Source organism: Agrobacterium vitis, assembly GCF_037039395.1.
Lineage (GTDB): Bacteria > Pseudomonadota > Alphaproteobacteria > Rhizobiales > Rhizobiaceae > Allorhizobium > Allorhizobium vitis_E.
On the sequence record NZ_CP146244.1, the window covers coordinates 160,988 to 180,329 of the forward strand.

General features: G+C 58.5%; 18 protein-coding genes. 14 read left to right on the forward strand and 4 right to left on the reverse strand.

Annotated elements, in window-relative coordinates; genetic code table 11:
* Window positions 1-419 precede the first annotated feature (419 nt).
* Together recQ and V6582_RS22170 are read left to right on the forward strand one after the other, a co-directional pair.
* Window positions 420-2,276: a DNA helicase RecQ gene (gene recQ, locus V6582_RS22165; RefSeq protein ID WP_156632172.1), complete on the forward strand. Its 1,857-nt coding sequence runs from the start codon at window positions 420-422 to the stop codon at window positions 2,274-2,276.
* Window positions 2,277-2,291: 15 nt separating this feature from the next.
* Complete coding sequence (locus V6582_RS22170) at window positions 2,292-3,557, forward strand: FAD-dependent oxidoreductase (RefSeq protein ID WP_156632173.1); 1,266 nt, start codon at window positions 2,292-2,294, stop codon at window positions 3,555-3,557.
* 71 nt (window positions 3,558-3,628) lie between these two features.
* Here V6582_RS22170 and V6582_RS22175 read toward each other — a convergent pair whose 3' ends face one another.
* Window positions 3,629-4,894 carry a D-amino acid dehydrogenase gene (locus tag V6582_RS22175; protein WP_156632174.1) on the reverse strand — a complete coding sequence of 422 codons (1,266 nt, stop codon included), beginning with the start codon at window positions 4,892-4,894 and terminating at the stop codon, window positions 3,629-3,631.
* Window positions 4,895-4,911: 17 nt separating this feature from the next.
* Window positions 4,912-6,036 (reverse strand): alanine racemase, encoded by a 1,125-nt coding sequence (alr, locus tag V6582_RS22180; RefSeq protein WP_156632175.1) that lies wholly within the window; start codon window positions 6,034-6,036, stop codon window positions 4,912-4,914.
* 124 nt (window positions 6,037-6,160) lie between these two features.
* Here alr and V6582_RS22185 point away from each other — a divergent pair, with 124 nt between their 5' ends.
* The 12 genes from V6582_RS22185 (at window position 6,161) to V6582_RS22240 (ending at window position 17,962) form a co-directional block, all read left to right on the forward strand.
* Window positions 6,161-6,628 (forward strand): Lrp/AsnC family transcriptional regulator, encoded by a 468-nt coding sequence (locus V6582_RS22185; RefSeq protein WP_337739275.1) that lies wholly within the window; start codon window positions 6,161-6,163, stop codon window positions 6,626-6,628.
* A 116-nt stretch (window positions 6,629-6,744) separates the two neighbouring features.
* Entirely contained in the window at window positions 6,745-7,437 is a 693-nt protein-coding gene (locus tag V6582_RS22190) for a GntR family transcriptional regulator (protein WP_156632176.1), read from the forward strand.
* Window positions 7,438-7,538: 101 nt separating this feature from the next.
* A complete protein-coding gene (locus V6582_RS22195; RefSeq protein ID WP_060716131.1) occupies window positions 7,539-8,141 on the forward strand; it encodes an amino acid synthesis family protein in 603 nt (200 codons plus the stop codon).
* Between the two features lie 21 nt (window positions 8,142-8,162).
* Entirely contained in the window at window positions 8,163-8,993 is an 831-nt protein-coding gene (locus tag V6582_RS22200; protein ID WP_420360189.1) for an alpha/beta fold hydrolase, read from the forward strand.
* Between the two features lie 31 nt (window positions 8,994-9,024).
* Entirely contained in the window at window positions 9,025-9,945 is a 921-nt protein-coding gene (locus V6582_RS22205; RefSeq protein ID WP_156632178.1) for a flavin reductase, read from the forward strand.
* A 3-nt stretch (window positions 9,946-9,948) separates the two neighbouring features.
* Window positions 9,949-10,986, forward strand: coding sequence for an LLM class flavin-dependent oxidoreductase (locus V6582_RS22210; RefSeq protein ID WP_156632179.1), 1,038 nt, complete (start codon window positions 9,949-9,951; stop codon window positions 10,984-10,986).
* 4 nt (window positions 10,987-10,990) lie between these two features.
* Complete coding sequence (locus V6582_RS22215; RefSeq protein WP_156632180.1) at window positions 10,991-12,454, forward strand: aldehyde dehydrogenase; 1,464 nt, start codon at window positions 10,991-10,993, stop codon at window positions 12,452-12,454.
* A gap of 80 nt (window positions 12,455-12,534) precedes the next feature.
* The gene (locus V6582_RS22220) at window positions 12,535-13,545 is read left to right on the forward strand and encodes an ABC transporter substrate-binding protein (protein WP_156632181.1); all 1,011 of its coding nucleotides are present in this window, start codon (window positions 12,535-12,537) and stop codon (window positions 13,543-13,545) included.
* 124 nt (window positions 13,546-13,669) lie between these two features.
* Window positions 13,670-14,536, forward strand: coding sequence for an ABC transporter permease (locus V6582_RS22225; RefSeq protein ID WP_156632182.1), 867 nt, complete (start codon window positions 13,670-13,672; stop codon window positions 14,534-14,536).
* Window position 14,537: 1 nt separating this feature from the next.
* Window positions 14,538-15,338 (forward strand): ABC transporter permease, encoded by an 801-nt coding sequence (locus V6582_RS22230; protein WP_156632183.1) that lies wholly within the window; start codon window positions 14,538-14,540, stop codon window positions 15,336-15,338.
* Window positions 15,335-16,411 carry an ABC transporter ATP-binding protein gene (locus V6582_RS22235; protein WP_156632184.1) on the forward strand — a complete coding sequence of 359 codons (1,077 nt, stop codon included), beginning with the start codon at window positions 15,335-15,337 and terminating at the stop codon, window positions 16,409-16,411. Before V6582_RS22230 ends, V6582_RS22235 begins: the two co-directional genes overlap by 4 nt.
* Window positions 16,412-16,570: 159 nt before the next feature.
* The gene (locus V6582_RS22240) at window positions 16,571-17,962 is read left to right on the forward strand and encodes an NAD-dependent succinate-semialdehyde dehydrogenase (RefSeq protein WP_156632185.1); all 1,392 of its coding nucleotides are present in this window, start codon (window positions 16,571-16,573) and stop codon (window positions 17,960-17,962) included.
* Between the two features lie 101 nt (window positions 17,963-18,063).
* On the opposite strand, the gene V6582_RS22245 is transcribed toward V6582_RS22240, so the two are convergent.
* Both V6582_RS22245 and V6582_RS22250 read right to left on the reverse strand, forming a co-directional pair.
* Window positions 18,064-18,888 carry an amidohydrolase family protein gene (locus tag V6582_RS22245; RefSeq protein ID WP_156632186.1) on the reverse strand — a complete coding sequence of 275 codons (825 nt, stop codon included), beginning with the start codon at window positions 18,886-18,888 and terminating at the stop codon, window positions 18,064-18,066.
* Between the two features lie 20 nt (window positions 18,889-18,908).
* A complete protein-coding gene (locus V6582_RS22250) occupies window positions 18,909-19,334 on the reverse strand; it encodes an RbsD/FucU family protein (protein WP_156632187.1) in 426 nt (141 codons plus the stop codon).
* Window positions 19,335-19,342 lie beyond the last annotated feature (8 nt).

Below are 19,342 nucleotides of genomic sequence, written 5' to 3' on the forward strand. Positions count from 1 at the left end.
TGGTGTTTCAGTCTCTGATGTCATCGCCAAGCCAAGGACAGTTTTCACGATTTTTAGTCGCCCCGTTTAACATTTCTGATAGCATTTCCAAATGGATGCTGATGGGGAATTCTATCAAAGTCAGAGGCCCGATACCTCAGGCGAGTTTGCATGACACATGTGTCGAAGACTGATGTCTGCTGCACCGCACAAAACCGTTCCGGGTGCCGTATTCAGTGATTATGATTGTATTGTGATGGTGAATCTCGCTTTGGTTGCGTTTTGGGTTTGTTGACCTTAGCTGTTTTCATCCGATGTTCCCTAAGGTCATCCTGGTTGCACGGGGCCTGATATAACTCTATCTCTTGGCTCTCACTGCCATCCGGCAGCCGGTTGAACAGCCCTGTTTTGGGCATCCATAATGTCTCGAAAGCAATGCCATGCCGTCAAGCCAGCCCCGCTACGAACCGACATTCGATAATGGCGAAAGACATCCGCTGTCCATCCTGAAGCGGGTCTATGGCTATCCGGCTTTTCGCGGCAAGCAGGCTGAGGTGGTTCAGCAGGTGGTGTCCGGCGGTGATGCGGTCGTGCTGTTTCCGACCGGTGCCGGTAAATCCCTGTGCTTCCAGATCCCGGCCCTGTGCCGCGATGGGGTCGGCGTGGTGGTGTCGCCACTGATTGCTCTGATGCGTGACCAGGTCGAGGCGCTGAAGCAAGTGGGGGTGCGGGCGGCGGCGCTGAATTCCTCGCTGTCGCGGGAAGAGTTCGTCGAGGTGCGGCGCGCCATTGCCGAAGGCACGCTCGATCTGCTGTATGTCACGCCTGAGCGGATCGTCACGCCTGCCTTCAAGGATGTGATCGGCTCTGCGAAGATTGCTTTGTTTGCCATAGACGAGGCCCATTGCGTCTCTCAATGGGGCCATGATTTCCGCCCGGAATATCGGGAACTGGGCAAGCTTGCCGAGGCCTATCCCGGCGTGCCACGCATGGCGCTGACGGCGACCGCTGATCCTCACACACGCGATGATATTATCGACAAGCTCGGCCTGCAAGCGGCCAAGGTGTTCACCACCTCCTTCGACCGGCCCAATATTGCCTATGAAATCGTCGAGCGCGATCAGCCCCGCCAGCAGCTCCTGCGGTTTCTTGCCCGTCATGAAGGCGAGAGCGGCATTGTCTATTGCCTGTCGCGCGCCAAGGTGGAGGAAACGGCGGAATGGCTCAATACCCAAGGGGTGAGGTCGCTTGCCTATCACGCCGGTATGGACCGGGTGCTGCGCGATGCGAATCAGGATGCCTTCCTGAAAGAGGAAAACCTTTGCCTGGTCGCGACCGTCGCCTTCGGCATGGGCATCGACAAACCGAATGTCCGCTATGTGGCGCATCTCGATCTACCAGGCTCTGTCGAGGCCTATTACCAGGAAACCGGGCGGGCCGGGCGCGATGGGCTGCCATCGGATGTATGGATGGCCTATGGTATGGCGGATGTCATCCAGCGCGGGCGGATGATCGATGGCGGCACCTCGGCTGAGGAGGTGAAGCGGGTCGAGCGTGCCAAGTTGAACGCGCTGCTGGCGATTTGCGAGACCCCCGGCTGCCGCCGCCAGGCGATCCTTGCGCATTTCGGCGAAGTACATCCCGGTTCCTGCGGCAATTGCGACACCTGCCTGAAGCCGGTGGAAACCTGGGATGGGACTGACGCGGCGATCAAGGCGCTGGCGGCGATTTACCGGACCGGGGAGCGTTTCGGCACCGGGCATGTCATCGATGTGCTGTTGGGGAATGAGAACGACAAGACGGTCCGTTTTGGCCATGTTGACATGCCGGTTTTCGGTGCGGGCAAGGATCTGCCGTTGAAAACCTGGCAATCGGTATTCCGGCAATTGCTGGCCGCCGGTCTGCTCCGGGTCGATCATGACGCTTTCGGCGCGTTGAAACTGGAGCCGGACGCCCGCGCCGTTTTCAAGCGGGAGCGTGAAGTGCGGTTCCGCAAGGACCGCCCGACCAAGGGCAAGGCGGCGCGCAATGCTTCGCCCGCTGCCGCAAAGGCGAAATCTGCGCTGGAGGGTGCCGATATGGAATTGTTCGAGGCGCTAAGGGCGGCGCGAATGGCGATTGCCAAGGACCTTTCCGTGCCGCCTTATGTGGTTTTCCCGGATACCACGTTGATTGCCTTTGCAATGGAAAGGCCGGATAGCCGGGAGGCGTTGCTGGGTATTTCCGGCGTCGGACAATCGAAGCTGGAACGGTATGGCGACGCTTTCCTGGAGGTTATCCAGGCGCATGAGCGATGATAAGAGGCATGGATCATGAATGAACAGGAAGACCTTGCCTCTGTTTTCCCCATGGCGGAAAAGATCGAATGCGATTGCGCCATTGTCGGTGCCGGGCCTGCCGGATTGATGCTCGGCCTTTTGCTGGCCCGCGCCGGGGCTAATGTCACGGTAGTTGAAAAGCACGGCGATTTCCTGCGCGATTTTCGCGGCGACACATTGCATCCCTCCACACTGGAAGTGATGCATGAGCTTGGCCTGCTGGAAGATTTGTTGAAACTGCCGCATGTGCAGGCGCCGACTTTGCATGCGGAAATCGGCGGGCGCGATGTAACGATGGCTGATTTCTCCCGGTTGCCGACCCGATGCCGGTTCATCGCCTTCATGCCGCAATGGGATTTTCTCGACTTTCTCGCCCGTGAAGCGGGGAAATACGCCAATTTTCGGCTGTTGATGAATGCCAGGGTGGAGACATTGCTGGAAGATCTGAATGGGGTGACCGGCTTGACAGCTTCCACCCCGCAAGGGCTGGTGACGCTGCGATCCCGGCTGGTGGTCGGTGCCGATGGGCGCCATTCCGTGACCCGCGCCAAGGCGGGCCTGGAGGTGGAAAGCTTTGGCAGTCCAAGCGATGTGCTGTGGTTCAAGCTGTCGCATCAGCCGCAAGATCCGCCCTATACGATGGGTCATGGCGGCCCAAGGCAGGGTTTCGTGATGATTGATCGCGGCGACTATTGGCAATGCGGCTATATCGTCCGCAAGGGCAGTTTCGATACGGTCAAAGCCAAGGGGATTGATGCCTTCCGTCAGGCCGCTGCCGAGGTTTCACCCCTGCCGCCGGAGCGAATGGAGGAAATCACCTCCTTTGACGATCTCTATCTTCTCAGCATCCGCATCGACCGCCTGAAACGCTGGTGGAAGCCGGGACTGATCTGCATTGGCGATGCGGCCCACGCCATGTCGCCGATTGGCGGTGTCGGCGTCAATCTGGCCATTCAGGATGCCGTGGCCGCAGCTAATCGGCTGGCAAAACCTTTGCTATCAGGCGAGCCGCTGGAGGCCCATCTTGCCGCCATCGAGAAGCGACGCCTATTTCCAACCAAGGCGACGCAGAAACTGCAACTGATGATGCGCCGCAAGCCGAAGGCCGAGGATGAGACGGTGGCGAACGAAGCACCGGCCAAGCCCTCCGGTCCGCCTGCGTTCCTGAAGACCATTGCCCGCTGGCCGCTGCTTGCGCATATTGCCGGGCGGTTGATCGGCCTTGGCTTCAGACCGGAACATGTCCGGCCCTTGAAATAGAGTTTGTCAGGGAAAGTGGGAACCGGTTTTCCCGAAAAGACAAACGAAAACAAAAGAAGCTAGAGCCTTGTTTATCCAGCCCGACCGGCAGCATAGCGGCTGAGCGCCAGATCAGCATTGTCGATCTCGGTCTGGCGGCCACTGACGATGTCGCTGAGCAACCGGCCGGAACCGCAGCTCATCGTCCAGCCCAGTGTGCCGTGGCCGCTGTTGATATAGAGATTGCTGATGCCGGTTGCGCCGATCACTGGCGTGCCATCCGGCGTCATCGGGCGAAGGCCGGACCAGAAATCGGCCCGGTCCATGTCGCCGCCGGGAAAAAGATCAGTGACGGAATGTTCGAGCGTGCGGCGGCGCGCAACACCCAGATCATTGGTGTAGCCGGAAATTTCCGCCATGCCGCCCACCCGTATCCGGTCGCCCAGCCGGGTAATGGCGATCTTGTAGGTCTCGTCCATCACGGTGGATTCGGGGGATTTCGATGGGTCGACAATCGGGATGGTCAGCGAGTAGCCCTTGACCGGATAGACCGGCAGCGTGATGCCGAGCGGCTTCAGCAGCAGCGGCGAATAGCTGCCGAGTGCCACGACATAGGCGTCGGCGGTTTCGGTTCCCCTGTCGGTGACGACGCCGGTGACCTTGCCACCCGATACCACTAGCCGCTCTATGGTGCGGCCATAGTCGAACACCACGCCAAGCGAGGCGGCTTTCTCACTGAGCTGGTTGGTGAATTTGAAACAGTCTCCCGTCTCATCCTTCGGTGTCAACAAACCGCCAACAATCTTGTGGCGGGCTGCTGCAAGCGCTGGCTCGACCTTGATACAGGCTTCGCGGTCCAGCACTTCATACGGAATACCGTCTGCCGCCAGTGCTTTCACGTCTTTCGCCGAGGCATCCAGCTGCGCCTGGGTGCGAAACAGCTGCAAAGTCCCCTGCATGCGCTGGTCATAGTCGATATTGGTCTCGGAGCGCAGCTGCGCCAGCGCAATCCGGCTGTAATCAGCCAGCCGCAGCATCCGGCTTTTGTTGATCGCGTAGCGCCCGGAAGTACAGTTGGAGAGCATTTTCAGCATCCAACCCAGCATGGCGGCATCGATTTTTGGTCGCAGGATCAGCGGGGCATGTGCCATGAACAGCCATTTCAACGCCTTCTGCGGAATGCCCGGTGCCGCCCAGGGCGAGCAATAGCCGAAGGAGACTTCGCCCGCATTGGCAAAGCTGGTTTCCAGGGCCGGCCCCATCTGACGGTCGATGACGGTTACTTCATGACCGGCTTTGGCGAGATAATAGGCACTGGTGACGCCGATCACGCCCGCGCCCAGAATGGTGACTTTCATGTTGTTCCCCAGTATTCTTATGCGGAAATATAGTCGCGGTGATAGCGATGACCAAGGCTGGTCAGGATTTCATAGGCAATCGTACCCGCCGCTTGCGCCACATCTTCCAAGGTCTGATGCGGCCCGATGATTTCGACCAGACTGCCGAGTGTTAATACACCAGGTGGCAGGGCGGAAATATCGACCGTCATGCTGTCCATCGACACTCGCCCGACAATCGGCAAACGGATGTCGCCATAATAAGCGGCGCCCCGGTCGCTCAAGCAACGTGGCAGGCCATCCGCATAGCCAATGGCCAGGGTGGCCAGCCTGGTTTCCTTGGTGGCCACATAGGTCGCGCCGTAGCCGACGCAGGCCCCGGCTGGCACAGTTCGTGTCTGGATGACTTTCGCATCGACCCGCACCACTGGCTTCATGCGGCGTCCTGCCAGATCGCTGGGGACTGCGCCGTAAAGGGCAACGCCGGGGCGGACCAATGCGCCGTGAAACTGCTTGTCGATAAAGATGCCGCCTGAATTGGAAAAGCACAAGGGAATGCCTGGAAATTGCGTCAGTCGCTCGCGCATGACCGAAAATTGAGCGGCATTCTGGCTGCTGGCGCTGTCATCTGCTGAGGCGAGATGGCTCATGATGAAGCGGATGGAGAGGCCGGATAACAAGGTTGGGTTACCTGCAAGCACATTGGCTTCTTCCGGTGAAAAGCCAAGCCGTGACATGCCGGTATCGAATTGAAGGATCGCGGGGAGGGTCCGTCCAAACTCGCTCGCCGTATTCGACCAATTGGCAAGCTGTTGCAGCGAATTCAACACCGGTATGAAGCCGTTTGCCGCTGCAAATGGTTCTGCGCCCGGCTGTAGGCCGTTGAGAATGAACAGTTCGGCATCCCCGGGCAAATGTTGCCTTAGCCCGGCTGCTTCCTGTACATGCGCCACGAAGAATTTCCGGCATCCAGCCCTGTAGAGGGCAGGTGCGACGCGGGCGGCCCCAAGGCCATAGGCATCGGCCTTGACGACAGCGGAGGTTTCCGCCGGGGCGGCCTCAGCGGCCAATTGACGGTAATTGTCGGCAAGCGCATCGAGATCGATCACGAGTCGGGCGGAAAACGCATCGGCATTCAGGTCGTGGCTGATAGACATATCCATAACTGTACCCCGTTTTCTTTCGATGATATTGAAACATTCGCGAAATTTCCGGGCGGTTTATCGGCAGCTATTGTGCTTTGCGAATTTTTGCGCAATTTTCTGCGAAGAAAACGAGGATTGTTGCGTGAGCGGTATCGACGCCATCGACCGGGCCATTATGCGCCAATTGCAGCTGAATGCGCGCATCAGCAATGCCAGTCTGGCTGCGGCTGTCGGGCTCTCCGCCTCGGCCTGCCTGCGGCGGGTCGCACTCCTTGAAAAGCAGGGTTATATCAGCGGCTATACCGCCATTCTCGGCAAGTCTGACAAAGACGATGGTATTGCCGTGATCATCAACATCACTCTTGATCGGCAGACAGAGGACCATCTCAACCGCTTTGAGGCGGCGATCCGGAAATATCCGGAAATCCAGGAATGTTTCCTGATGACCGGCGGATCCGATTACCTCTTGAAACTGGAAGTCGAAAGCGCCCATGATTTTGAGCGAATCCATAAGGAAATCCTCGCCAAACTGCCGGGCGTGGCACGCATCCATTCCAGCTTTTCCATTCGTAATGTGCTGAAAACCCGCCATACCAAGCCGAAATCGTGAGGATTTCATTCCTGCTTGTCATTTTGGCTTTTGGTAGACCATAATACGGATGAATTGACTGTTCTTTATGTGCAGTCTGGTTGCCGGGAAGGCTTAAGGCCGGGAAGGCTTAAGGAATGACAGAGACCATAAAGGTGGAACGCCCCACCAAGACGCTCAGGGAACTGGCGCTTGAAAAAGTCCGTGATGCGATCATCAGTGGCTATTTCAAGCCGGGTGACCGGCTGGTCGAGCGTGATCTTTGCGCACAGCTCGGGGTTAGCCGAACCGTTGTGCGGGAAGTGCTGCGGCATCTGGAGTCTGAGGGTCTGGTCAGCAATCCCCAAAGCAAGGGGCCGATGGTGGCACTGCTGGATGTCGATGAAGCCCGGCAGATCTATGAAATCCGTGCGGCTTTGGAAGGCATGGCGGCACGGCTTTGCGCGGAGCGGGACGATCCGGCTATTGTGGTTGGCTTGTCAGAGGCGCTGGACGCCATCAAGGACGCCTATGCCCGCCAGGACATGGCTGATGTCTTGAAGGAAACGACGCGATTTTACGAGACGCTGTTTACCCGGATCGACAGGCAGATCGCCTGGGGTGTTGTGCGGCAAATGACCGTGCGCATCAATCATCTGCGCTCGATGACCATCAAGACCGGTGGTCGGTCGACGGAGGGGCCAGCCCAGATGCAACGGATTGTCGAGGCGATCCGTAATGGCGATGGACCGGCCGCCGAGCAGGCGGCAATCGATCACGTGCAGCGTGCCTCTTCCATTGCCGTCGCTGTGCTTGCGCAGCAGGCCCGATCCGCCGTTGAGACTGAATAAATATATTCCCTAAAAGAAAAATTAATTCCTGTTCGACAAGTCGCTTGACTCTGAAATAGCTTGGCATACCATAATACCAACAGTGACATCAGAGGTAAGCCATGGCCCTGCAAATCCGCAAAACTCTTCTGCATGTGGAAACCACCCTGGTGGAAGGAGGCAAGGCTGCGCCCAAGCCGCTGAAACTCTATGCAGCTTTTGCCGTCGTCAAAAATCCCTGGGCCGGACGCGGCTTTGTTGAGGATCTGAAGCCGGAAATCCATCAATGCGCCCCGGTTCTCGGGGAGCTTCTGACCGGTATGATCCTAGAGGCCGTTGGCTCCGGCGAGGCGGTCGAAGCCTATGGCAAGGTTGCCGTTGTCGGCCTAGATGGCGAGATTGAACACGCCTCGGCGTTGATCCATACGTTGCGGTTCGGCAACCATTACCGCACGGCGGTGGGGGCAAAATCCTATCTCGCCTTCTGCAACACGCGCGGTCCGGCCAATGCCCCAATCATGATCCCGTTGATGGACAAGAATGATGAAGGCCGCCGTTCCCATTACCTGACGATCCAGACGGCCATTGCCGATGCGCCAGCGGCCGACGAAATTGTCGTCGGGCTCGGTGCATCTGTCGGCGGAAGGCCCCATCACCGGATTGGCGACCGCTATCAGGATCTGAAAGATCTAGGCCAGGATGTTGCCAACCCGGCGGGCGTATAAAGCGGGGGCGGCGAGATGGAGATGGCAGCAATGCGTGGCAAGGCCCCATCGCCATTTCCGGTGGTCGAGCGCCAGATTACCCCTGATGGAACCGCTTATGTGGAGCAAGGTAGCGGTGAGCCGCTGGTGCTGGTTCATGGCGTTGGCATGCGGCTCGAAGCATGGTGGCCGCAAATGGCAAGCCTTTCCGCCAGCCACCGCGTCATAGCGGTCGATATGCCAGGCCATGGCCAGAGCCTCGCCTTGCCGAAAGGCAGTGAACTGCCGGATTTCGTGGCTTGGCTTGGCCGGTTTCTGGAGGAAATCAATCTTGGACCGGTCAATCTGGCCGGTCATTCGATGGGCGCGTTGATTGCAGGCGGTGCCGTCGCCAGCTTTCCGCAGAAAATCCGGCGGGTGGCTCTGGTGAATGGCGTCTACCGGCGTGATGTGTCGGCCAAGGCGGCGGTTCTTGCGCGGGCAGAGTCGATTGCCGCCGACGGCATTGATGTTGAAGGGCCGTTGAAGCGCTGGTTCGACAGCGACGCCGTAAGCCTTGCCGCTCGCGCTCTGACCGAGCAATGCCTGCGGCAAATGAATGCCGATGCCTATGCCACCGCTTACCATGCCTTTGCCAATGGGGATGAAACCTACGCCGACTGCTGGCCGCAGGTTTCCTGTCCCGCCCTGTTCCTGACGGGTGCCGGTGATCCGAACTCAACGGCTGAAATGGCTGAGGCCATGGCGGGGCAGGCGCAACAGGGTATTGCCAGGATCGTTCCCGGCCATCGCCACATGGTCAATCTCACGGCACCGCAAGAGGTGCATGACATCATGGCCGCGTGGTTGGCGTTACCGGAGGCACATCGATGAGTGCCGATAAAACCAACAGTGAGGCGCGCGGATGAGCGAAGCGATAATCGATCCCCGCAGTCTGCGCGATGCTTTCGGCGCTTTCGCCACCGGCGTCACCGTTGTCACCACGCTTGGACCTGACGGTTCTCCCATCGGCTTTACCGCCAATTCTTTCACGTCGGTCTCGCTCGATCCGCCTTTGCTGATGGTCTGTCTGGCCAAAACCTCGCGCAATTTTGAGACGATGACCAAGGCCGTTGGCTTTGCCGTCAATATATTGTCGGACGGGCAGAAGGACGTGTCCAACACCTTCGCCCGGCCGGTCGAAGACCGGTTTGCAACTGTGGACTGGCAGCTTGGACCCCATGGGTCGCCGGTATTTTCCGGTACGTCTGCCTGGTTCGATTGCAGCCTTGAGACTGTCATTGAGGCTGGTGATCATGTGGTGCTGCTGGGGCGGGTACAGGCATTCGACAAAAGCGAATTGAACGGGCTTGGCTATGTGCGTGGTGGTTATTTCACGCCAGCCCTTGCCGAAAAAGCTGTCAGCGCCGCCAGCGATGGCCCGCTGCATCTGAGCGCTGTTATCGAGCGTGATGGCGAGGTGCTTCTGGTGGGAGAAGATGGCCGCAGCCTGCCGGGTTGTCATGCGGTCAGCGGTGAGCCTTTGCAGGATTTGAAAGCCCATCTCGAACAGTTGACCGGGCTAGGGATCACCATCGGGTTTCTCTATTCCGTCTATGAGGACAAGGGCGAGGGATGCCAGCATATCGTTTACCGGGCCTTTGCCGGTTCCGGCACGCCGAAATGCGGCAGTTTCATCCCGGTTGACCGGCTGGCCGGTCCGGGCGGCTCGGCCACGGCGGATATTCTCAACCGGTTCGCGGCGGAAAGCTCGCTGGGCAATTTCGGCGTCTATGTTGGCAACGAGACGGCAGGCCGGGTTCACTCCATCGCCAGGAAGGCTTGATCCATGAAGTTCTCTCTCTTCGTCCATATGGAACGGCTCGATGCCAGCCAGAGCCATAAAAGCCTCTATGAGGAATTTCTGCACCTGTGCGAGATCGCTGATAAGGGCGGTATGCATGCGATCTGGACCGGCGAACACCACGGTATGGATTTCACCATTGCGCCCAACCCGTTCGTAACCATTGCCGATTTGGCCAACCGGGTGAAAAACGTTCGCCTTGGAACGGGAACGGTGATTGCGCCCTTCTGGCACCCGATCAAGCTGGCGGGTGAGGCGGCGATGACCGACCTGATCACCGATGGCCGGCTGGATATCGGCATCGCCCGGGGTGCCTATTCCTTTGAATATGAGCGGTTGATGCCGGGTCTGGATGCCTGGACCGCTGGTCAGCGGATGCGCGAACTGATCCCAGCCATTAAAGGCGTCTGGGCTGGCGACTATGCCCATCAGGGCGAATTCTGGTCCTTCCCGGCCACCACCTCGGCGCCAAAACCGTTGCAGGAACCGATCCCGCTCTGGGTGGCGGCGCGTGATCCCAATTCCCATGATTTTGCCGTGGCCAATGGCTGCAACGTGCAGGTGACGCCGCTTTGGAATGGCGACGGCGAAATCGAAACCCTGATGCAGCGATTCAATGCCGCCTGCGAGAAGTCTCCCGATCTGCCGCGCCCGAAAATCATGCTGCTTCTGCATAGCTATGTCGGCTCCAGCGAGGCCGATATTGCCCAGGCAGCCAGGGAATTGAGCACCTATTACAATTACTTCTTCGCGTGGTTCAAAAACGAGCGTCCAATCCATCAGGGCCTGATCGAACGGTTGAGCCAGGAGGATATCGACGCCAACGCCATGCTGGCGCCCGAGGTAATGCGGGCCAATATGGCAGTTGGTACAGCGGATGACGTGATCGCCCGACTGAAACGCTACGAGGCGCTGGGATATGATGAGTTTTCCTTCTGGATCGACACCGGCATGAGCTTCGAGCGCAAGAAAGCCTCGCTGGAACGATTCATTGCCGATGTCATGCCAGCCTTTGCGGAGTAAAGCGATGCAGCATTTTCAGCTTTACATCGATGGTACCTTCAGTGACGGCGAGGCGCGGTTTGAAAGCCTCGATCCGGCCACTGGCGAGGTCTGGGCGGATATGCCGGAAGCGCGTGAATCGGATGTGAACCGCGCTGTCGAGGCCGCCCATACCGCGCTCTATGACGGGCCATGGGCAAAAATGACTGCCACCCAGCGTGGCAAGCTGATCTACCGACTGGCCGACCTGATTGCCGCCAATGCGCCAAGGCTGGCAGAGCTGGAAACCCGCGATACCGGCAAGATCATCCGCGAGACAAGCTCGCAAATTGCCTATGTCGCCGATTACTATCGCTATTATGCGGGGCTCGCCGACAAGATCGAAGGCTCGACCCTTCCGATTGACAAGCCGGATATGGATGTCTGGCTGCGCCGCGAGCCGGTCGGCGTGGTGGCTATGGTTATTCCGTGGAACAGCCAATTGTTTCTCTCCGCGGTCAAGATCGGCCCGGCGCTGGCCGCTGGCTGCACAATGGTGGTGAAAGCCTCGGAAGATGGTCCGGCCCCGATGCTGGAATTTGCCCGGCTGGTGCATGAGGCCGGGTTCCCGCCCGGTGTCATCAATATCATTACCGGATTTGGCCCGTCCTGTGGTGCAGCGCTCACCCGCCATCCCAGGGTTGCTCATGTGGCCTTCACCGGCGGGCCGGAGGCGGCGAGGCATGTCGTGCGCAATTCGGCAGAAAATCTGGCCTCGACCTCGCTGGAATTGGGCGGCAAGTCGCCGTTCATCGTCTTTGCCGACGCGGATCTGGAAAGTGCTGCCAATGCACAGGTCTCCGGCATTTTTGCCGCCACTGGCCAGTCCTGTGTTGCCGGATCACGGTTGATTGTCGAGCGCTCGGTAAAGGATGCGTTTCTAGCCCGGTTGAAGACCAAGGCCGAAGCAATCCGCATCGGCAGTCCGCTGGATATGGCAACAGAGGTCGGACCACTCGCCACCCGTCGCCAGCAGGATCATGTCGATGCGCTGGTCAATGCCTCACTTGCGGCAGGCGCCCGACTGGTGACGGGAGGGCAGCGCCCGGATGGTCCGGGTAATTTCTATCCGCCGACCATTCTCGATTGCGATGACGTTAATTCGCCATCCATGGCGCAGGAGTTTTTCGGACCTGTCCTGTCTGTGGTGTCTTTTGAGAGTGAGGCGCAAGCGCTGCATCTGGCCAATGATACGGCCTATGGCTTGGCGTCAGGCGTGTTTACCCAAAACCTGGCACGCGCGCATCGGATGATACGCGGGCTTCGCGCTGGCGTCGTCTGGGTCAATACCTACCGCGCCGTTTCGCCGATTGCACCGTTTGGCGGCTTTGGCCTGTCCGGCCATGGGCGGGAAGGTGGCATGGCCGCGGTGCTGGATTATACCCGCACCAAGACGGTCTGGCTGAAAACCTCAGACGACCCGTTTCCCGATCCGTTCGTGATGCGGTGATAAGCACATGCCCCGGATGGATGGCCCAAAAGAAGCAACCGGCATCCGGGTAAGGCACAATCAAACAAGGACAAGGGAACATGAAAAACACAACCATTCTCGCATCGCTGGCTTTGCTCTTGGGCGTCTCCGGTCAGGCCTTGGCTGCCGATCTGGTGTTCACCAGTTGGGGCGGCACCACGCAGGACGTGCAGAAATCCGCCTGGGCGGATAAATTCACGGCAAAAGAAGGCATCAACGTCCTTCAGGACGGCCCGACCGATTACGGCAAGATCAAAGCCATGGTCGAGGCCAAGGGCGTGAGTTGGGACGTCGTGGATGTCGAAGGCGATTATGCCATTCAGGCAGGCGACAAGGGCCTGCTGGAAAAGCTCGACTTCAAAACCATCGACAAGACAACGCTCGATCCGCGTTTTGTGACGGATTATTCGGTCGGTAGCTTTTATTATTCCTTCGTGGTCGGCTGCAACAAGGACGCTGTCGCCGCTTGCCCGAAAAGCTGGACGGAGCTGTTCGACACTAAGAAATTTCCCGGCAAGCGCACTTTCTACAAGTGGTCGGCGCCAGGCGTGATCGAAGCCGCGCTGCTGGCGGATGGCGTGGCGCCGGATAAGCTTTATCCCCTTGATCTCGACCGCGCGTTCAAGAAACTCGACACCATCAAATCCGACATTATCTGGTGGTCGGGCGGTGCGCAGTCGCAGCAATTGCTGGCCTCTGCTGAAGCCCCGTTCGGCTCCTTCTGGAATGGCCGGTTGACGGCGCTGGCGGCAACCGGCGTCACGGTCGAAACCTCCTGGGCGCAGAACATCACCGCAGCCGATGCGCTGGTCGTGCCGAAGGGCACCAAGAACAAGGAAGCGGCGATGAAGTTCATCGCTTTCGCAACCTCGCCCGCTGGCCAGGCCGAAATGGCGGCAGGGACTGGCTACGCGCCTGTGAATACCAAGTCACCGGCGCTGATGGACCCCGCCATCGCCAAGACCTTGCCAGACCAGCAGACCGCGTCGCAGGTCAATGCCGACATGGCCTATTGGGCCAAGCACCGTGACGAGATTGGCGAGCGTTGGTACGCTTGGCAGTCGAAGTAAGGCTTGCAGTTAAGATAAGGCATTTCCGGCACCGTAAACCATCCGGTGCCGGAGCGTCCTCAGCGTTACGGCATGATGCATCCTTCAAATGCTAAGTGCCGGACGGGTTTGGCAAGGAAACGGCATGGCGTCCCCGACCTCGACCATTGAACAGCCCCATAGAAGCCGGTGGGGTTTCGGCAATAAAGCCGCGACCCTGCCGGCGCTGGTGTTGATCCTGATTTTCTTCGTCCTGCCGGTTCTGGCCCTGCTGACGCGCTCGGTGACCGAGCCGGTTCTCGGGCTCGGCAATTACGCCGCATTGCTGGGAAGCGCGACCTATCTGAAGATCTTCTTCAACACGTTTTTCGTCTCGGCCCTGGTCACGGCAATTTCGCTATTGATTGGCTTTCCCGTCGCCTGGGCGCTGGCGATCATGCCGCAACGATTGGCCTCCGTGATCTTTGCGATCGTCTTGCTGTCGATGTGGACCAACCTTCTCGCCCGCACCTATGCCTGGATGGTGCTGTTACAGCGCACCGGGGTCATCAACAAGACACTGATCAGTCTCGGTGTGGTCGATACACCGCTGGTGATGGTCAACAACCTTGTCGGCGTGACGGTTGGTATGAGCTACATCATGCTGCCCTTCATCATCATTCCGCTCTATGGGGTGATCCGCAAGATCGATCCGGCACTGTTGCAGGCGGCAGCACTTTGCGGCGCGACGCGCTGGCAGGCGCTGGTCACAGTTCTGCTGCCGCTTGCCATGCCGGGCATGGTGTCGGGTGGATTGATGGTGTTCGTCATGTCACTTGGTTATTTCGTCACACCGTCGCTGCTTGGCGGCACATCCAATATGATGCTGGCCGAGTTGATCGCCCAATTCGTGCAATCGCTGGTCAATTGGGGCATGGGCGGAGCGGCGGCGCTGGTGCTGCTGGTGGTGACGCTAAGCCTCTATGCTGTGCAATTGAAGCTGTTCGGTGCAGCCGGTGAGGGAGGGCGCTGACATGCTTTTGAATTTCAACAGCCTCGGTGTCTGGAAATGGATTTTGCTGGTCATCACGCTGCTGACGGCAGCTTTTCTCCTGCTGCCGATCCTGTTTATCGCCGCCCTGTCCTTCGGCTCCTCGCAATGGCTGATTTTTCCGCCACCGGCCTGGACCACCAAATGGTATGGCCAGCTGTTTGCCGATCCGCGCTGGCTGGATGCGGCCTGGACCAGTTTTCGCATCGCCGTCATCGTCACGATCCTGTCGGTGCTGATAGGGCTTTGTGCGTCGTTCGGCCTAGTGCGTGGGCGGTTTCTCGGGCGGAATGCGCTGCGAGCTCTGTTCATGACGCCGATGATCCTGCCCGTCGTGGTGCTGGCCGTGGCGCTCTATGCGTTTTTCCTGCGCATCGGGTTGAACGGCACGACACTCGGCTTCGTCATCGCTCATCTGGTTGTCGCGCTTCCGTTCTCTATTCTGGCGCTGACCAATGCGCTGGAAGGTTTTGACAAATCCATCGAGGATGCCGCCGTGCTCTGCGGCGCTCCGCCGCTAAAGGCGCGGTTGTTGATCACGCTGCCCTGCATTGGCCATGGTTTGTTTTCGGCGGCGGTGTTTTCCTTCCTGACCTCCTGGGATGAGGTCGTTCTGGCGATCTTCATGGCAAGCCCGACGCTTCAAACCCTGCCGGTGAAGATCTGGGCAACGCTGCGTCAGGATCTGACGCCGGTGATTGCCGCAGCCTCCACCCTTCTCATTGTCGTCACCATCGCGTTGATGCTGATCACCGCCCTGGTGCGCAAAGGACTGAAAGCATGACGCCTTTTCTGGAAATTCGCGGTATCCGCAAGCAATATGGCCCGGTGGTCGCGGTGCAGGATGTCAATCTCGAGGTGGCAAAGGGCGAGTTCATGACCTTTCTCGGTCCTTCCGGGTCGGGGAAAAGCACGACGCTTTATATACTCGCGGGTTTCGAGCAGCCGAGTGCGGGCGATATGCTGCTATCCGGCAAGAGCGTGTTGCAGACCCCGTCGCACCAGCGCAATATCGGCATGGTGTTTCAGCGCTACACGCTGTTTCCGCATTTATCGGTCGGCCAGAACATCGCCTTTCCGCTGAAAATGCGCGGCTGGTCGAAGGCCGATATCACCGAGCGGGTCCGCAAGATGCTGCAATTGGTGCGGCTGGATGGCTATGAGGATCGCAAACCGGCGCAAATGTCCGGTGGTCAGCAGCAGCGCGTCGCACTAGCCCGGGCGCTGGCCTATAATCCGCCGGTGCTTTTGATGGACGAGCCGCTTTCGGCGCTGGACAAGAAGCTGCGAGAGGAAATCCAGCATGAAATCCGCCGTATCCATCACCAAACGGATGTCACCATCCTTTACGTCACCCATGATCAGGAAGAGGCATTGCGGCTTTCCGACCGGATTGCAGTATTTTCCAAAGGGGTGATCGACCAGATCGGCACTGGCGCCGAGCTTTATGCCAACCCGGCCACACGGTTTGTGGCGGAGTTTATCGGAGACAGTGATTTTCTTCCCTGTGTGGTGACTGATACCAGGGAGGGTAAGGCTGAAATCCGCCTTGGCAGTGATTTGGCAATCGGAAATATTCCGCTGCATGGGAAAGTGCAGAATGGAAGCAATGCCATGCTGATGCTGCGCCCGGAGCGGTTGACGCTGCTTTCGGCTCAAGGACCGGGAATGCTTGCTGGCAAGATTGAGGACATTACGTTTCTGGGAAATACGATTCACATCGCGGTCTTGAGTGAAGGTGGCCATGGCCTATCCGTGCGATTGCCTTTTGGCCATGCCGCACTGGATGGACTGACGATTGGTGCGCCGGTTGCGCTGGGGTTCGATCCGGCGTCAGCGCATGTTTTCGCAGAATAGCGCTTTGCGAAAACCGCTTCCTGAAAATGCTATAATCTACAACTTTTACGATCTTGATTAGGATCAACGGCCAGAGCCGCCCTTAGCGATAGCATTGCCGCATCGACGCGACCGATGTCGGTAATGCGCGCCGCAGCAATGACTGCAAAGGACGGTTCCATGGCTTACGCAACAACCAATCCCTATACGGGCGAAACTCTCATAACCTTTCCCGAAGCAACCGACGCTGCCGTTCAGGCGGCCATCACGGCGGCGGATATTGCATTTCAGCAATGGCGACAGACATCCTTTGCCGAGCGGGCCAAGGTCATGCATGCAGCCGCCGAAATCCTGCGGGTACAGACGGATGATTATGCCAAGCTTCTGACCCTGGAAATGGGCAAGCTGATGTCTGAAGCGCGGGCCGAGGTGGGCCTGTCTGCCGACATCCTCGATTACTATGCCGTCAATGCCGAGCGCCTGTTGAAGCCGGAACAGCTTCCCGTTGCCGACAAGGCTGAAGGTGAGGCGATCCTGGTGCATGAGCCGCTGGGCGTGCTGCTGGCCATCGAGCCCTGGAATTTCCCCTATTACCAGATCGCCCGGATTATCGCGCCGCAGCTTTCGGCCGGTAATACCATGCTGTTGAAGCATGCGTCGAATGTGCCGCAATGCGCAGCCGCATTCGAGCGGTTGATGCTGGAGGCCGGACTGCCAAAGGGTGCCTTCACCAATCTTTATGCGACGCGGACCCAGGTGGAAATGATCCTCAACGATCCGCGCGTCCACGGTGTCGCCTTGACCGGTTCGGAAGGGGCGGGTGCTACCATTGCCGCACAGGCGGGGCAGGCGCTGAAAAAATCCACTATGGAACTGGGAGGCGCCGATGCCTTCGTGGTTCTGGCCGATGCGGATCTGGAGAAGACCGTGAAATGGGCGGTCTTCGGTCGCCACTGGAATGGCGGTCAGGTCTGCGTCTCGTCCAAGCGGATGATTATCGTTGATGCGGTCTATGATGCTTTTCTGGAGCAATACAAAACCGGTGTCGCTGGGCTGAAAGCCGGTGATCCATTCGATCCGCAAACAACGCTTGCGCCGCTGTCCTCGCAAGGGGCTGCCGACGAGATCCGTCAAAAGATTGCAGAAGCGGTGTCCCATGGGGCAACGGCAACCGAAGTCGGGCCGCCGGTGCCAAACCAGGGCGCTTTCGTGCAGCCAACCATCCTGACCGATCTGGCCGATGACAATCCGGCCCGTTACTGGGAGTTTTTCGGCCCGGTCTCCATGCTGTTTCGCGCCAAGGATGACGATGACGCGATCCGCATCGCCAATGATACGCCTTATGGTCTGGGTGGCTCGATCTTTACGCGGGACACTGCGCGTGGTGTCGCTCTTGCCCACCGGATCACCACAGGCATGGTGTTCATCAACCACCCGACCATGGTCAAGGCGGACTTGCCGTTCGGTGGCGTCAAGCGCTCGGGCTATGGCCGCGAATTGCTGGGCCTCGGCATCAAGGAATTCGTCAATCACAAGCTGATCGATGTCGTTGATATCGATGCGCCGTTCTGATTTTAAAGCGTAAAATCAACCGCTCGCCTCGGTCTGTTTATAAGACCAAGGTGGGCGTTTGACGTTAAGGTACGTTGCGAAAGATCGCTGTGACTTGCAATTCAGACACCGTAAAAACGGCGCGCATTGGTCTCGAAAATCAGCGTGAGATCATCAGGGCCGAAATGGGCTGACAACAAGGTGCGGGCCAGATTGGCAACTTCGCCATAGCTGGCGGCCAGCGTGCAAACCGGCCAATCGCTGCCAAACATCAGCCGATTGGGACCGAAACAGTTGATAACATGGTTCACATAGGGCCGGAAATCTTCAAGCGCCCAATCCGTATTGGCTTCTGTGACCATGCCGGAAACCTTGCAGCAGACCTGGTTGAAACCGGCGATTTCCGTCATATGCTCGCGCCAGGGGTCAAGTGTGCCCTTGGCAATCTCCGGCTTGGAAATATGATCGACCACGGCCTTCAGATCCGGCACCTGTTTCAATGCCGCGATCACATGCGGTAAATGGCGTGGGAAGGTCAGAATATCGAAAGGCAGGCCGCTGTCGGCTATTGTTTTAAGGCTGTCGATCACCTTCGGGCGCAGGATATAGGCGTCATCGGCCAAGCTTTGCAGCATCGGACGGATGCCGATGAAATCAGGATTGGCGCGGTAGTGTTTCAGGCGCGTGGCAAAATCATCGGCCTCCAGATCGAGCCAGCCGACAACACCTGCAACGAAGTCAGTCTTTGCCGCAATTGTCAGCAGGAAATCGGTCTCTGCCTGGGTTTCCGCCGCCTGGACCAGAATGGTCCGGGTTATTCCGGCCCGGCGCATGTCTGGTTCCAGATCCTTTGGCAGGAAATTGCGGTAAATCGCGCCGAGATCAGGCGTCAGCCAGCCGTAATCGCCACGCTCAACTTTCCAGAAATGTTGATGACTGTCGAGCATCTGAAACTTTCCACTCTGGCTTATGCGGGACGAACTACGCCCTTTTTCAGGATGATATTGCCGTACAGCCGACGCTCGCCGGTTGAGACCACCGCAAAGGCGGCTTTGGACCGGTCGTAGAAAGCGAAACGGTCGATGAGATCCAGTTCGATTTTGCGATTTTCGGCGCGTTCAATCAGTGTTTCGAACTCGGCATAGATGGCAGGCCGCTCGCCTGGGGCGTCCATGACACCGGCTGGATATTCGACAAAATCATCGAGCGGCATCAGTGAGAGAATGGCCTCTACCACAGCGCAGGCATCGATGCCGGGCATCTGCACCAGACGTTCGGCGGTCGTGACCGCTGGGAAATTGGCGTCGGCGATAACGATTTCATCGCCGTGGCCCATATCGGCGAGGATAGCGAGAAGATCGCCGGTCAAAAGCGGGTTGATGGTTTTCAGCATGGTCGTCC

What these genes read in the sequence shown, in the direction of transcription:
- recQ (WP_156632172.1), top strand. Translation starts at nt 420, where the DNA reads ATGCCGTCAAGCCAGCCCCGCTACGAACCGACATTCGATAATGGCGAA.
- V6582_RS22250 (WP_156632187.1), bottom strand. Translation starts at nt 19,334, where the DNA reads ATGCTGAAAACCATCAACCCGCTTTTGACCGGCGATCTTCTCGCTATC.
- V6582_RS22220 (WP_156632181.1), top strand. Translation starts at nt 12,535, where the DNA reads ATGAAAAACACAACCATTCTCGCATCGCTGGCTTTGCTCTTGGGCGTC.
- V6582_RS22245 (WP_156632186.1), bottom strand. Translation starts at nt 18,888, where the DNA reads ATGCTCGACAGTCATCAACATTTCTGGAAAGTTGAGCGTGGCGATTAC.
- V6582_RS22200 (WP_420360189.1), top strand. Translation starts at nt 8,163, where the DNA reads ATGGCAGCAATGCGTGGCAAGGCCCCATCGCCATTTCCGGTGGTCGAG.
- alr (WP_156632175.1), bottom strand. Translation starts at nt 6,036, where the DNA reads ATGGATATGTCTATCAGCCACGACCTGAATGCCGATGCGTTTTCCGCC.
- V6582_RS22230 (WP_156632183.1), top strand. Translation starts at nt 14,538, where the DNA reads ATGCTTTTGAATTTCAACAGCCTCGGTGTCTGGAAATGGATTTTGCTG.
- V6582_RS22195 (WP_060716131.1), top strand. Translation starts at nt 7,539, where the DNA reads ATGGCCCTGCAAATCCGCAAAACTCTTCTGCATGTGGAAACCACCCTG.
- V6582_RS22240 (WP_156632185.1), top strand. Translation starts at nt 16,571, where the DNA reads ATGGCTTACGCAACAACCAATCCCTATACGGGCGAAACTCTCATAACC.
- V6582_RS22225 (WP_156632182.1), top strand. Translation starts at nt 13,670, where the DNA reads ATGGCGTCCCCGACCTCGACCATTGAACAGCCCCATAGAAGCCGGTGG.
- V6582_RS22210 (WP_156632179.1), top strand. Translation starts at nt 9,949, where the DNA reads ATGAAGTTCTCTCTCTTCGTCCATATGGAACGGCTCGATGCCAGCCAG.
- V6582_RS22190 (WP_156632176.1), top strand. Translation starts at nt 6,745, where the DNA reads ATGACAGAGACCATAAAGGTGGAACGCCCCACCAAGACGCTCAGGGAA.
- V6582_RS22205 (WP_156632178.1), top strand. Translation starts at nt 9,025, where the DNA reads ATGAGCGAAGCGATAATCGATCCCCGCAGTCTGCGCGATGCTTTCGGC.
- V6582_RS22235 (WP_156632184.1), top strand. Translation starts at nt 15,335, where the DNA reads ATGACGCCTTTTCTGGAAATTCGCGGTATCCGCAAGCAATATGGCCCG.
- V6582_RS22170 (WP_156632173.1), top strand. Translation starts at nt 2,292, where the DNA reads ATGAATGAACAGGAAGACCTTGCCTCTGTTTTCCCCATGGCGGAAAAG.
- V6582_RS22215 (WP_156632180.1), top strand. Translation starts at nt 10,991, where the DNA reads ATGCAGCATTTTCAGCTTTACATCGATGGTACCTTCAGTGACGGCGAG.
- V6582_RS22175 (WP_156632174.1), bottom strand. Translation starts at nt 4,894, where the DNA reads ATGAAAGTCACCATTCTGGGCGCGGGCGTGATCGGCGTCACCAGTGCC.